At 43.7% G+C, this 14,755-nt stretch carries 11 protein-coding genes; 3 read left to right on the forward strand and 8 right to left on the reverse strand.

Features of this window, described 5'->3' with window-relative positions:
- Nucleotides 1-41 precede the first annotated feature (41 nt).
- The 6 genes from GVY04_12340 to GVY04_12365 all read right to left on the reverse strand — a co-directional run bounded on the left by GVY04_12340 (nucleotide 42) and on the right by GVY04_12365 (nucleotide 7,376).
- Entirely contained in the window at nucleotides 42-437 is a 396-nt protein-coding gene (locus tag GVY04_12340) for a cation:proton antiporter (protein ID NBD16890.1), read from the reverse strand.
- Nucleotides 410-1,864: a cation:proton antiporter gene (locus tag GVY04_12345; GenBank protein ID NBD16891.1), complete on the reverse strand. Its 1,455-nt coding sequence runs from the start codon at nucleotides 1,862-1,864 to the stop codon at nucleotides 410-412. Before GVY04_12345 ends, GVY04_12340 begins: the two co-directional genes overlap by 28 nt.
- Before the next feature lie 227 nt (nucleotides 1,865-2,091).
- Nucleotides 2,092-3,546: a cation:proton antiporter gene (locus tag GVY04_12350; protein ID NBD16892.1), complete on the reverse strand. Its 1,455-nt coding sequence runs from the start codon at nucleotides 3,544-3,546 to the stop codon at nucleotides 2,092-2,094.
- Complete coding sequence (locus GVY04_12355) at nucleotides 3,543-3,878, reverse strand: cation:proton antiporter (GenBank protein ID NBD16893.1); 336 nt, start codon at nucleotides 3,876-3,878, stop codon at nucleotides 3,543-3,545. The genes GVY04_12350 and GVY04_12355 overlap by 4 nt, the downstream gene beginning before the upstream one ends.
- Before the next feature lie 306 nt (nucleotides 3,879-4,184).
- Nucleotides 4,185-5,603: a cation:proton antiporter gene (locus GVY04_12360; GenBank protein NBD16894.1), complete on the reverse strand. Its 1,419-nt coding sequence runs from the start codon at nucleotides 5,601-5,603 to the stop codon at nucleotides 4,185-4,187.
- A gap of 78 nt (nucleotides 5,604-5,681) precedes the next feature.
- Nucleotides 5,682-7,376, reverse strand: coding sequence for an STAS domain-containing protein (locus tag GVY04_12365; protein NBD16895.1), 1,695 nt, complete (start codon nucleotides 7,374-7,376; stop codon nucleotides 5,682-5,684).
- Between the two features lie 555 nt (nucleotides 7,377-7,931).
- Here GVY04_12365 and GVY04_12370 point away from each other — a divergent pair.
- Both GVY04_12370 and GVY04_12375 read left to right on the forward strand, forming a co-directional pair.
- Nucleotides 7,932-8,957, forward strand: coding sequence for an ABC transporter permease subunit (locus GVY04_12370; GenBank protein ID NBD16896.1), 1,026 nt, complete (start codon nucleotides 7,932-7,934; stop codon nucleotides 8,955-8,957).
- A 112-nt stretch (nucleotides 8,958-9,069) separates the two neighbouring features.
- Nucleotides 9,070-11,550: an alpha-amylase gene (locus tag GVY04_12375; GenBank protein ID NBD16897.1), complete on the forward strand. Its 2,481-nt coding sequence runs from the start codon at nucleotides 9,070-9,072 to the stop codon at nucleotides 11,548-11,550.
- 172 nt (nucleotides 11,551-11,722) lie between these two features.
- Here the strand turns inward: GVY04_12375 and GVY04_12380 are convergent, their stop codons facing one another.
- On the reverse strand, nucleotides 11,723-12,352 hold the full coding sequence (locus tag GVY04_12380) for a Uma2 family endonuclease (protein NBD16898.1): 630 nt from the start codon (nucleotides 12,350-12,352) through the stop codon (nucleotides 11,723-11,725).
- Nucleotides 12,353-12,632: 280 nt separating this feature from the next.
- Here GVY04_12380 and GVY04_12385 point away from each other — a divergent pair, with 280 nt between their 5' ends.
- The gene (locus tag GVY04_12385) at nucleotides 12,633-14,000 is read left to right on the forward strand and encodes a DUF697 domain-containing protein (protein ID NBD16899.1); all 1,368 of its coding nucleotides are present in this window, start codon (nucleotides 12,633-12,635) and stop codon (nucleotides 13,998-14,000) included.
- A gap of 49 nt (nucleotides 14,001-14,049) precedes the next feature.
- On the opposite strand, the gene GVY04_12390 is transcribed toward GVY04_12385, so the two are convergent.
- Nucleotides 14,050-14,622, reverse strand: a complete 573-nt coding sequence (locus GVY04_12390; GenBank protein NBD16900.1) for a Uma2 family endonuclease — start codon at nucleotides 14,620-14,622, stop codon at nucleotides 14,050-14,052.
- Nucleotides 14,623-14,755 lie beyond the last annotated feature (133 nt).

The raw sequence follows: 14,755 nt of genomic DNA on the forward strand, positions 1-14,755 counted from the left end.
TTATTGGTCATTTGTTATTTATAATTACCCTTTGATGGGAGTTAACGAAGACGTTTCCGTCGAATTCGGTGAACTTCATACCAGCCTCGTTGATGATATTTCAAAACAATGGTTTTGGGCGTAAAGGTGATGAGAAAAATGTCCAGAAAAATTAGTCCGGGGGTGCGTTGGGGTTTGACTCTTTCTCTAACAATTTCTTCTTCGTCATGGGGGAGTAACATGATTTGAATGGCTTCAAAATAGGCTTGAGGAATCGCAATTAGAATTTCCCACAATACCCGCAACCATTCTTTGATTGGTTCCGGCGAGGTCCAACGACAGGGTAGTAACACCGCGATCGCGATCCCGATCATAATATTGGCTACACTAAAATCGGCAGTGAGTAAAAACCAAATCGCTAAACGCAGAATTATATTAAGATAGGCGATCGCGTCCATAAGCTCCAAAATAGTAAAATTAACATCAAAGCCATGATTCCAATTAGATGATCAAATGCCTCAATTTTATGGGACAATTTAATCGTTGATTTTTTAAAGAGAAAAAGATAGGCTAGCCAACCGAGAACAATGGTCAGGAGGGGTTTAATAATATTTTTGATCGTATACGCTTCGTAATAAAAAACATTGGCTGCCACTAGCCCACCCAACAAAACCACCATTGCTGACCAAAATCCCCATTTTAAGTTGCTTGTTTCGGATGTCGGTTGATGGGGTAAGAAGATGAATTTGGCAAAGGAAATGGCAGTGCCTAAAGCAGCAATATTCATCCCAATCACTTGCCAGGGTAAGAAATTTTTACTAGTTAAAACCTTCGCCCCAAAACCCGATAGGAGAGGAAAGCCAGAGATCGAGAAACTGGCAATCACCAAGGCAATCCAAATCTCAGTGCGAATCGGCTGCTGCTGTAAGGCTTTAAAGTTTCGACTCGGCAAACGCCCCGCAATTAAAAATAAAGCGGACTTCACTAACCCATGCGTGAGGGCATAAAACCCGCCCACTGCAGGGGCAGCCAGGACAAAACCCAACTGAGAAATGGTATGGAAGGCAAGCATCCGTTTGCTATCTTTTTCAAAAACGGCATAACCAACCCCGAGAAGGGCAGTGCCAACGCCGAAAAAACGGACAATGGGATCGAGTTCCTCAATCATCAGCGCACAGCGCACCAGTGGAAATACCCCCGCTTTGACCACGACTCCTGACAGCATCGCGGAGACGGGCGTTTCCGATTCGGAATGCGTCAGGGGTAACCATAAGCCGGATACAAAAATGCCGCCTTTGACCAAAAGCCCGAGAAAAATCAGCGCGATCGCGTCGGGCGGCGATCCCTCCAAACCGGCAAAACTAAAGGACTGATGGACTTGATAAACCAGTACTGCCCCCACCAAATAAAACAGCATGGCGGTATTACTGACAAAGAGATAGCGTAAGCCCACCCAAACGGCGCGATCGCTGCGGGGATAGGCAATCAACAAAAAGGCAGCAATACTAATCACCTCTAAGGCAACATAGAGACTGATAAAATCAGCACAAATAAACGTCGCATTGACGCTGCCATGCAGAATCACCAACTGCATAAAAAAGAACGCCGATTTCTCACTGGGCCAACAGTAAAAAATGACGGCAAGGGTAACAATGGCATTGGTGAGAATGAAAAAGCTACTCAGTTGATCGGCAATTAAGGTAACGCCGAAACTGTCTAGTAACTGAATAACTAGCGGCGACGGTTCGAGGAATAAAAATGCTGCATAAACAGTTGATGCTAAAGCAACTCCCGCTGCTAGCCAACGTGATAATCTGGGAACGAGATAAATCACGAACCCAATAAAGAAAGATAAAGCAATCCAAGCAATCGTAATTTCAGTCATCAGCAACGTTTCTTCAAGTTTCCTGCGCTTACTACAGGGTTAGCTAGAGGAAAAAAAGGGACAAATTTGCGGGTACGACAGGGAAAAATTAACAGGTACAATACTATAGGCATCACTATACTTTTTTGGGATTGAAAGACAATATTTGCCAATCATTTTTCTAATCAATCAGAATGAATTCTATACATGTTGTCTCTCATCGGTTGGAGACCAGACCAAGCTGAAACTTATCGCACAAGAGGAGATTTCGTCCAGACACTCCAGAAAAGTAAAATTAACATCAAAGACATTCCCCCGACTAAATGATCAAATTTTTCAAAAATACGCGGTAGCTTGATCTCTATTTTTTTGAGTAGCAAAAGATAAGTCAGCCAGCCCAAAATAATAGTTGCCAGAGGTTTGACGATATTGCCAAGGGTGTAAGCTTCGTAGTAAAAGACATTGGCAGCAACTAAACCACCGAGTAAAAGCGCTATTGCCCCCCAAAAGCCAGGTTGTAATTGGCTTTTTTCTGGGGTGCTTTGATGGGGTAAAAAAATAAATTTGCTAAAGATAATGGCAGTCCCTAAAGCAGCAATATTCATGGCAATGACTTGCCAAGATAAAAGATTTTTACTCGTTAAAACTTTTGCCCCAAACCCCGATAGGAGAGGAAAGCCAGAGATGGAGAAACTGGCAATCACCAAAGCAATCCAAACTTGAGTCGGCATGGGCTGCTGCTGTAATTGTTTAAAATCGCGACTCGGTAGTATCCCCGCAATCAAAAACAAAGCGGACTTCACTAAACCATGGGTCAAGGCATAAAAACCACTCACCACTGGCGCAGCCACGATAAAGCCCAACTGGGAAATGGTACTAAAGGCGAGAGTGCGCTTTGTATCTTTCTCAAAGATGGCATATACGACCCCTAGCAGGGCTGTACTCACTCCAAAGAAGCGAACAATGGGGTCGAGTTCCTCAATCATCAGCGCACAGCGGACGAGGGGAAATACCCCGGCTTTCACCACTACCCCCGATAACATGGCAGAGACGGGCGTTTCCGATTCGGAATGCGTCAGGGGTAACCATAAGCCAGAGACGAAAATACCGCCTTTAACCAAAAGTCCTAGGAAAATGAGTGCAACGGCATCCGCCGGAGAACTCCCTAAGCCCTCAAAACTAAAGGAATGATTGACTTGATAAACCAGTACTGCCCCGACTAGATAGAATAGCATCGCCGTATTGCTGATAAACAAGTAACGGAGGGCAACCCAAATTGTCTTGTCTCGGCGAGGGTAACTAATCAATAAAAAGGCAGCAATACTAATTACCTCTAACGCCACATAGAGACTAATAAAATCAGCACAAATAAAGGTGGCATTGACGCTACCATGCAAAATCACCAGCTGCATGAAAAAGAATGCCGATTTCCCACTTTGCCAACAGTAAAGAATGACAGCAAGAGTGACAATAGCATTAGTAAGGATGAAGAAGCTACTCAGTTGATCGGCAATTAACGTTACCCCAAAACTATCCAATAGCTGAATTTTGACGGGTGAGGGTTCGAGTAATAGTAATGCTGCATAAACTGCCGATGCACAAGCAACTCCCAGCGCTAGCCAGCGCGATAGTTTGGGGACGAGATAACTCACGAACCCAATAAAAAATGACAAAGCAATTAAAGCAATTGTTAATTGTGTCATGGTTGATTATTTTCCTCAATCGCACTAGTTTCTAAAGTGGGGTTATCTTTGGCTAATTTCATCACTCCCACTAGCATCAAGGCTTGAATAGAAAAACCAATGACAATTGCCGTTAAAATCACTGCCTGGGGAACCGGATCCGCATAAGCCACTTTTTCAGTATTGGTGACAATTGGCGTAAACAAACCACTGCGGGACGAAACGAGGACATAGTAAGCAATCACTCCCGTACTCATAATGTCCATGGCAATAATCTTCATCACCAGATTTTTCTTAAAAATGATGCCGAAAAAGCCACAAAAAACGGTGGCAAATACAAACGTTTCTAACATATTATTGGATTGTTAACTCGCTTTTTAAAAGGAATGACTGGTAATATAAAAACCAATCACAAAAAGTTTTAAATTGACCTTGATCTAAAAACTACTCTTTGATTTAAAGAGTTGACGATCAAGAAGTTATTTTTCTTATTGTATACTAACAGCTGTCTGACTTATAAAAATCAGAACAGCTATTAGCGCAAAAGGTTGTCAGAACTCCTTTTAAGATGGAATTGCTCAATTTATCCTTAGTGATTTGCCTGTCAATAACGAATCACCAATGACGAATGACCACGGACAAATGAGTAACCTAATCACTTAATTTCCTGCCGGTAAATCGGTTGCTTTGACGTCTTTTTCTTGTTCCTTAAAGGCCAAACGTAATAACGGTGGGGCAATAAAGGTGGTTAAAATCACCATAATAATAATCGCGGCTTGTAAGGGCTTATCTAAAATGCCGCTCGCCGCACCAATACCGGCAAACACTAACCCCACTTCACCACGAGGCACCATGCCAATGCCAATCGCCAACCGGTTGACTTTTTCTTGACCAAAAATCGACCATCCCGTCATGACTTTGCCGATAATGGCAACGACAATTAAGAAAGCAGCAATAATTAACCCTTCACGATTCGCAGCACTGGTGGGATTAAGAACACTAAGATCCACTCTTGCCCCGACCGAAACAAAGAAAATAGGAACTAAGATATCGGCAATGGGGATAATCTGTTGGTCTAATTCTTTCCGTTTATCGGTTTCATCTAACACTAATCCGGCTGCGAACGCTCCTAAAATCGCTTCTAAATGAATCGCATTGGCGAGAAATGCCATGAAGAAGGCAAAGATTAAAGCGGGGATAACCAGATTTCCTCGGGTTTGAAGTTTTTGCGCGATCGCGACAAAGCTTTTATTAAAAAACTTCCCTAAAAAGATTGACCCCAACAAGAAAGCGGTTGCACTGCCGATTAAGTAAACTAAGTTGAGGACATCAACTTCTCCGGTTTTAGCCAGACTGGCAACAACGGCTAAAACAATAATCCCCAGTACATCATCAATTACTGCCGCACCGACAATAATTTGCCCTTCCGTGGACTTGAGTTGTCCTAACTCGGAAAGAACTTTGGAAGTAATGCCAATACTGGTTGCGGTTAACGCAGCACCCGCAAACACGGCAGGAATCGTGGGCATCCCGAAAATTAACATGAGTCCGGCGGTTCCGCCAATAAAGGGGGCGACAACCCCAACAACCGCGACAATCGCTGCCTTTGCCCCCACTTTTTGTAACTCTCGCAAATCCGATTCTAAACCGATTTCAAATAGGAGAATAATCACTCCCAACTCGGCTAAAACAGAAATGACTTCACTTTGACTGGCAAATACTTCACTAATACTTTCCGGTTGCAAACCCGCAATTTGCTGCAAAATGCTAATGACTAGAGAATCACTGGCAACGGCACCAGTTTCGGGAAACACTAAGAGGTGTAGGGCAGAAATGCCGACGACAACCCCAGCGACTAATTCCCCTAAAACAGGTGGTAAATCAACAAGTTTCGATAATTCTCCGCCCAGTTTACTCGCGAGATAAATAAAGATCAGACTGAGTAAAACGCCGGCTAGAATGAGCGGTGCTGTATCAGGACTAGAGGAAGTTTCCTCAGAGGTTGTCGCCAACAAGGGCAGACCCGATTCAAAATTGAGGGATAAGCCCTCCTGAAAGATTGCTGGTAAAGATATCATTGTTTTTTTTCCAAATAAACTGTTATTTCAATCAGAAAAGAAGAAAACTATTCGATTGATCCTCGAGGAGATAATGTTTTAGCCAATTTCTTGTGGAGGAAGCGTCTCAGTATTAAAATCAATTGTTCTTTCCTTCACATGATTGAGTGCTTCTCGCAAGGCAGATGTACGATTTGGCATGATGTTTTCAGCCGGAACTTTATCCATAATGCCGAGCTTTCTCAAGCGTTTTTCCGTTTGTCCACCGATGCCAACTAAGAACACTTCACGACCTTTTTCTAGGGCTTCATTAATCGCATTTTCTAAGGCAAAAGAAGAAGTTACTCCTAAAATCGGCACTTCTGATAAATCCAAAACCAACGCCTCATAACTGTTAATAAGGTTATGTTCGCGAGAAATGGCTTTTGCTACGCCAAAAATCATTGGACCACTGAGATAGAAGAGTAAGACCCGACCATTGGCTTCTTCTAAGAGTCGTTTTTCTTCGGCATTAAGATTAATTTCCTCATCATCGTAAGTGATTGCTTTGACTTGATCCGCGCGATGATTGGATAAGCGTTCAATGGTGAGAATATTGGCAACAAAAACACCGACACCAACGGCAACAATTAAATCAACAAAAACAGTCAGGGCAACCACCCCATACATAATAAAAGCCGCTTTCGGGGAAATTTTGTGCGCGCGTTTGAGGAAACCCCAATCAACAATATCAAGCCCCACTTTAAAGGCGATACCTGCTAAAACTGCCATCGGAATGACAGTTAAATAAGTACTCAGTCCTAAGACAACCAGAAGTAAAAGAAAAGCCCGCGTTAAACCAGAAAGCGCAGTGCGTCCACCGGTTTGGATATTAGCCACGGTGCCCATGGTTGCCCCAGCACCGGCAATACCGCCGAACAAACCGGAAAATAAGTTACCCAAACCTTGACCGATTAACTCTTTATTAGAATCGTGTTCCGTGCGAGTTAAGCTATCCGCCACTAGCGAGGTTAATAAGGCATCAATACAACCCAACATCGCTAATACTAAGGCATCCACTAACATGGTTTGCAGTTGGGGCGCACTAAAGGTGGGAACTTGCAAACTCGGGAAACCAACGCTAATTTCACCAATGCGACGCAGGTCGCTATTAGCAAAAAGGGTAATGGAAAGGATGGTTCCGACAATGAGGGCTAAAAGTTGCGGCGGTAAGTATTTCTTTAATTGACGAGGATAGAAGACAAGAATGGCGACAGTTAAACCGGCGAGTAAGGTTTCGATGGGATTGATATTGCCAATGAGCAACGGTAGGTTTTGTACCGTACCAACTACCCCTCCTTTCGGACTGGCTTGTCCTAAGAAAGGGGCAATCTGCAAAATAATTAAGATCACCCCAATCCCTGACATAAAACCAGAAATCACCGTATAGGGCATGAGGGTGACATAGCGCCCTAACTTCAGTGCCCCAAAAATAATTTGGAACACCCCCGCCATCATGACAACAGTAAATGCCATGGCTAAGCCATTTTCCGGATTGGCAGCCGTCAGCGTGGCAATAACAGAAGTCATGACCACCGTCATCGGGCCTGTTGGTTCAGAAATTAAGGTCGGAGTTCCCCCAAAAAGGGCAGCAAAAAAGCCGACTAAAATTGCCCCCCATAAGCCGGCAGATGCCCCAGCACCGGAAGCGACACCGAAGGTTAGTGCCATGGGTAAGGCAATAATTGCTGCGGTGATTCCCCCGAAGATATCACCTTTGATATTTCTAAAGTGAATTCTGTTTGTTATTCTCATTGTTTATCATTCATTGGTCAATAAAGCAAAAAAAATGGTTAGTTTATCGTGTTTTTCAATCAATCGCACCTTTAAGGCACGAAATAAATAAGATATTAAAGCGGTGACTGAGTTAGAGATTACCTTGAGAAAGAAGCAAATTTTTGATTGGATTGAGTTTCACTACCCACCTGCCGGAGGATCACGACGTCATTCACCTCGATGATTGTCATAGACAAAAGTTTATGGTTTACTTTAAAATATAGTTTATTGTCTATAGAAAAGTAGTTTTACATGGTTATTGATAAAAAGCAAGCCGTTTGTACTTAAAAGTTACTAATCACTACTCAAATCTAGCCTTATTACGACTAAAAGTGCGTTTTAGAATGAAGTGTTGGATGCTACTTAGATCGCGTCAGTCAATGAAATTACCTAGACTAGAGAGGCAAAATGGGGGGATTGGGTGATGATGACGTTACTGTTGAACTAACAGCAATCAGAGAGTAGTTAAAACAAGCCCTTTCTGTTTTTTCGGATTGGGAATATACTTTCTTAGATAGGAAATCTCAAAACAATATGTCCCGCGCTAGAGCCCTTCGTTATTACATTCTTGTCCGCTTACTGCTTGCCCCACTGATGTTATGGACAATTACTACCCTTGTTTTCCTGTTGTTACGGGCAACTCCCGGTGATCCCGCCGATGCCATTTTAGGCGCAAGAGCACCAGAGGCTGCCAAAGAAGCGCTCCGAGAACAGCTTGGACTGAATCAGCCGCTATTATTGCAATATTTTGACTATTTAGGAGATTTATTACAGTTAGATTTAGGCAATTCTTTAACCAGCCGGGGATTACCGGTTTGGCAAGTGATTCAGGATTATTTTCCCGCCACCGTCGAACTCTCCTTGTTTAGTATGACGATCGCGCTGTTGATTGGTTTAGGTGTGGGTATGATTGCTGCGGCTAAATCGGGCACGATGATTGATGCCCTGGGACGTTTATTTGGGGTAGTCACTTACTCGCTGCCTTTATTTTGGGTGGGAATGCTTTTACAACTCGTGTTTTCCGTCCAACTGGGCTGGTTTCCCCTCGGCACTCGCTTTCCGATCAGTGAGCCCACCCCGTTCGATATGACTGGACTGTATACGATTGATAGTTTGCTACAAGGGAATTTAGGGCAATTTTTCACGGCATTGTATTATTTAGCACTACCGAGTTTTACCTTAGGCTTATTGCTCAGTGGCATTTTCGAGCGCATTGTCCGCGTTAACCTCAAACAAACCCTGAAAGCCGATTACGTGGAAGCAGCGAGAGCAAGAGGGTTATCAGAACGACGGATTTTATTCGCTCATGCCTTGCGTAATGCCATGATTCCAGTGATTACTGTGTTAGGCTTAACCTTTGCGGCGCTTCTCAGCGGAGCAGTATTGACAGAAGTTACCTTTTCTTGGCCCGGATTAGGCAATCGGTTATATGAGGCAATTTCCTTGCGAGATTACCCGACAGTGCAAGGAATTATGGTCTTTTTCGGCGCGATCGTTGTTTTAGCGAGTATTCTAATTGACATTATTAACGCCTACATTGATCCTCGAATTCGGTATTGAGAACTATAACCAGCGATAGTAGGAGATAGAAAAATCAATCTTCTAGTATGTTGTCGATCAGCTGATCGATATTTATTATTAATTATTCATTGTTAATGATTCATTGTTAAACGTGGTTGTACAAACAGAACAAACAATTCAGTTACTGGAAAAACCAACGCAAGCGCTCTTAGATTGGGCGATCGCGCTGGAACACTCTGAACTCAGTTATCTCGAAAAATCAGAAGCCGTGGCGCGCCGTCTCGGTGCCCATTATCGCGAAGATGGGCTGACTGAAATCGGCTTTTGGACACCGGAACTCACGGGGGAAGTGATGCGTCCACGGGCAATTTATTTGGAAGTATTAACCCCGCAAGGAGAGGTTGATTTACGAGCTCAAACTCAAACGGTCAAATTTAAGCGCGATCGCGTGCCGATGCGTCAAGAAGGAGAATATTTCTGGGGCGTTTACTCCGGAATACAGCCGGGAACCCGCCACCAAATGGGAAGCCTCTACTGGTTACGCTACGTCGATCCTCGCGAAGAATTGCAAACGGTTCGCGATGTCGTTGCCTATTCTCTCCCCTTTGGCGTATTTGGTCCAGCAGAAGTTTACGACTTCAATCATTTACAGCAACAGCGATCCGATTTCTCCTATTTCCAACAAACTTCACAACCCGATGCAGATGGTAATATTCCTCGCGTTCCTCCTCCCCAGAATATCTTGCAACTACATGTGGGAACCGCCTCAGCAGAAGGAACATTTGAAGGCTTGACCCGGATTTATCAAACAATTTCCCATAAACTGGCTCAAGGGGAACCCCTGACGCCCAGGGAAGAAAACTATATTGGTTACGATGCAGTGCAATTGCTTCCTGTTGAACCCACGATTGAATATCGGGATGATTATAGCCCCATTAGCGAATTCTTTGATTTTGACGACAACGAAAGCGAACATCCTGACTCCACGAGCATTCCCCTTACAGATGAAGTTAACATTCACCTTAAAAAGCCGAGTACGCAAGATTGGGGCTATGATGTGCCGATTTTAGGCTCAAGTGCGACAAATCCAGCGATTTTAGGCAGTTTACGCCCTGATGAAGTGATTGATTTTGTCGCCACCCTCCATAACTTTGCCACAGGTCCGATTCAAATTATTTACGATTTGGTTTATGGTCATGCGGATAACCAAGCGGAATTCCTCATTAACCGCCAGTTCCTCAAGGGACCCAATATGTATGGACAAGACTTAAACCACCAACTCCCGACGGTTCGGGCAATTTTCTTAGAAATGCAACGGCGGAAACTGAATACCGGTGCTGATGGCATTCGGGTTGATGGCGGACAAGATTTTCGCTTCTTTAACCCCTTAACTGGGCGAGTGGAACAGGATGATGCTTACCTGTTGGAAATGAGTAATGTGATCCAGGAAATTGGCGAGTATAAACGCCTGATGTTCACGATCTTTGAAGATGGTCGTCCTTGGCCGGCTGAAGGGTGGGAAGAAATTTCGACCTATCGCGATTTAGTTGAACTTAAACCCGAATCTTACCAATGGGGACCCCTGATTTTTGCCCACAATACGCCAACTTTAGCCGGATTTTGGGAACGGAAATGGCGACGGGTTTCGGAAGTGATGTATCAAGGTGAGCGCTGGATTACAGGCTGTGCGAATCATGACACCGTTCGCCGAGGCAATCAAATTGACCCCGAAGAAAAAATTAATTGGAACTTAGGCAATACCCTCTCGGAAGTGCTAAAAAATGCCTACGATAACCCGGCAACAACGCTTTGGGTATATGGCTTTAGTCCTGGCATTCCCATGGATTTTATTAACTCCCTGATGCACGCCCCTTGGATGTTTTTCCGCAATACCGATGAACGCTATGGTGTGAAAGTAGTTTCGGAAGAAGTTGGTTTTTTAGATTGGCAAATTACAGAAGATATCTACAATCAGGAACAGTCTTTCCGCCGTCTCAAGTCCCTTGGATTTGAAACCTTAGAACAATTGCGCGAGTTTGGGAAAGCACTGCAAATAACAATGATTGAACAAGATTATGACTTGAATTTTGTCATCGAAGCTTGTCATTCTTGTTTAGGAGATAATACAGATCGCTGTGAGTTCCCTTTACTCATGCGTCTTAATCGTCCGGGAATGGTCACGTTTTTACGAGAACTCGATATTCCCAAGTTGAAGCAGTTTGCGTTGCGGTTTATGGAAGATTGCTATGACGTTTGTAATGTTGCTCATTATGAGAAGGACCTAAATCCAGAAAAAACAGCCTTTAATCTGGGGTTACGGCGTTTCCGAGAACAACATCGCTGGTTGCATGATAATCTCGTGCCAGGAACCGACCGCTTCAATAAAGTTAGTGAAGAGACGCATACGGTATTTTACGGACTGCGCACAAACCCAAATCACCACGAGGAACAAATTGCAATGGTGACTCACATGGGTGGTGACCCAATTACAGTTACCCTTGGAGATTGGTTACAGTTAGACTTAAGTCAATGGGAGTGCGCGATCGCGTCTCCCGGATTAGACATTGCTGATCTCAGTTGCTTTGAACTTAAAGATGCTCAGGGAGTGTTACTCAAATCAAAAGCAGATTAGTAATTTGTTTTTGGTTGTCATTTCTAGAAAGCTAAAATCAACTCTGGTCAGACGCTTCCCCCCTGATTAACGGGCTGACAGTATGACCCTTTTTATGGGTTGATCAGCCCGCTCAATTTCCACTATTTGTTGTTGAGAACGGAGATTTTGCAGGAAAGTATCTAAAATAAAATCAATCAAAAATTTCTGTTAGATCGACAACTAATCCAGGCAGAATATCTTCTCCAGATAGAGTTTGAGGATGATCGAGAACTTCTTTTTCCTTACCCTGATGGTAAATTTCCACTTGTCGAGCGTCAGGATTAATCAACCAACCCAATTTGACTCCACAATTAATGTATTCTTTCATCTTCTGCTGTAGCTGACTAAAAACATCTGTAGGAGACATTAATTCAATCACAAAATCGGGCTCAACCGGAAGAAAAGTTTTTCTTTGTTCTTTACCAACGGTTACAGCAGGCGCCTCCCGTTTAGGGAGGCGTAATCTGTGACTCAGAGTGTTCCATTTAGAAATAGAGATCCAACTGACATCAGGAGAACGAATGGCTTCATTAGAAAGTTTAAAACCTCCTGAAGAGTCAAAAACTTTGCCAAGCTTGCTTTGTTTATTCCAAGACTGAACTTGAAAGATCAGTTCAGAGTTTTTTTCGCTCGTTTCACCACCGGTAGGAGACATAAAAATTAACTGCCCCCTTGAGTTGGTTTCCAATCGAGCATCAGGATTATCGCGGGAAAGATGTTCTAACTGGCGATCGCTAATCTTATCGACCAGAGAGGAAAGATTTAACGTTAAGGCCGTCATAGAAACGGTTACATTAATTGAGATATCTATATATTAGCGTGCTGCTGGATAGAGACAAACGGCGCGATCGCGTTTGCTAAAGTTGAGAAACATCAAAGTTGACAGAACACTTCTCACTCTAGCCCATCGCAAGCGGTCTGGGTTTAATCTCACTTATCCGCGCTTTCCTAGTTGGTTACAATTAAAGCTGAATCTTACAAAAATAGAGTAATTCGCTATTTACGTTCATTCTCAAAGCGTCGTTTCGATCTTTAAAATTTAACGATATTCGTTGTTGCTAATGACAGCAAATTCTTCTTCTCAACAAACTCATTTGAATCAAGCCCGAGCCAGTCTTTCGCAAGCGCTATCTTGGTATGGTAACGTCCGTCGTCATGGTTCGTCTCCTCCCAATAGTGAATTGCAAGCTGCGGTGAAAGCAGACTTACAAAGTATCAAAGCCGCCTACGATAAGCTGGATGAAACAGTGATTCGGATTGCAACTTTTGGCTTAGTGAGTCGCGGGAAGTCAGCCGTCATTAATGCGTTAGTTGGCAAAAAAGTCATGACCACCGGTCCCGTTCATGGTGTGACCCGGTGGCCCCAAACCATCCGTTGGACACCATCGAGTGGTAAAGTGCAAATTGAGTTAATTGATACGCCCGGTTTAGATGAAGTAGAAGGGGAAGAACGGGCACAAATGGCGGAAACGATCGCGCAACAAGCGGATTTAATTCTCTTTGTTGTCGCAGGAGATATCACGCGCACTGAATATCAAGCCCTCTGTGAATTGAGACAGGCGAAAAAACCCATTTTATTGGTGTTCAACAAGGTGGATCTCTATCCGGAAAAAGACCGACAAACCATTTACGAACAACTGCGCCAACTGGGAACCGGCAAAGAAGAGGAAGCCTTAGAAGAACTCTTATCGCCCCGAGAAATTGTCATGGTTTGCGCAGAACCTGCACCAATGCAGGTGCGTGTCGAACAAGCCGACGGGGAAATTACCTACGAATGGGAAGAACAACCGCCGCAAATTGAAGCCCTCAAAGAAGGGATTTTAGATATTTTAAATCGGGAAGGACGATCGCTGCTGGCTTTAAATGCCCTTGTGCAAGCGCAAACGGCAGAGAATCATTTGGCAGAAGAGACCATCCGCTTGCGTCAAGAGGACGCCGAAACTTTAATTTGGGATTACGCTAAATATAAAGCAATTGCAGTTGCCGTTAATCCCATTGCCATTTTTGACCTGATTGGCGGAACCTTTGCCGATTTGGCTTTAATTCGGGGTTTAGCACGACTTTATGGCTTACCCATGACCAGTTATGAAGCGGGGAAACTCTGGCGACGAATATTGATTAGTTCAGGAACACTGTTATTTGGGGAAATTGGCACCAGTGCCTTATTTGGCTTAGGCAAAAGTACAGCTTTAATTGGCGCAAGTTGGGGCAGTCCCAGCGCAATTTTATCTTATGCGGGGTTAGCTGCTACTCAGGGCGCGATCGCGGGCTATGGGGCTTATACGGTCGGGCAAGCCGCCCAAGAATACTTGAAACAAGGCTGTAGTTGGGGTCCCTTGGGTCCGAGTACTGTCATTAAAGATATTCTCGCGCAAGTGGATGGGGATACGATTATTTATCGGTTGAAGCAAGAGTTGAGTAATAGTTAAGTCTTAAAGGGATGTAACCCTTCTCTTCTCTAGCGCGATCAACACGATGCTATCTTGCTAATAGCTCTGATACATTTGCGCTAAAACTTGGTAATAATGGACTGGTTAAGGTGTCTTCTTCTGACAAAGTTTTCACTGGTTTGAGGATATTTTCTTCTTGTCGATAAATCGTGATTGTTCGATCGCGCCAGTCGCAAATCCAATATTCACGAACTCCGCGATCAGAATACAAGTCTAATTTAATTTTGTTATCTCGTTTTTCATTACTTTTCCCTTCAGAAAGAACTTCGATAATTAATTCAGGTGCGGAGACAAGATGACCTTTTTCATCGAGATAGTTTTCCAAGGTTTCTGTGCTCGCCCAAACCAGATCAGGAATCACATTATCAGCATCAGAGAAGATAATACCAGGAGTAGTGACAACTTCGCCTAAGCCAGTTGTGTTAGACCAATTTCCGAGGCAAATGGCAAGATTAGTACAGGTTTTCTGATGTTTCCAATGGGGCGCTCTGGTCACAAATAATTCTCCATTAATAATCTCATAGCGATGCCATTCGTCATACTCTAATGCTTCGAGATCGGCAGTGGTCCAGCGTTTAGATTTGTTATGTATCACTTGCATTTTATTCTTTCGCGATCGCGCTAGCTATGACATTTCATGCTATTGATCATAACATTGGGTAGAGACGTTCCATGGAACATCTCTACATTAGTCGTAGGGTGGGCATTGCCCACCCTACAAGGTAAGCGCTATT

The sequence above is a fragment of the Cyanobacteria bacterium GSL.Bin1 genome (genome assembly GCA_009909085.1).
Taxonomy (GTDB): Bacteria; Cyanobacteriota; Cyanobacteriia; order Cyanobacteriales; family Rubidibacteraceae; genus Halothece.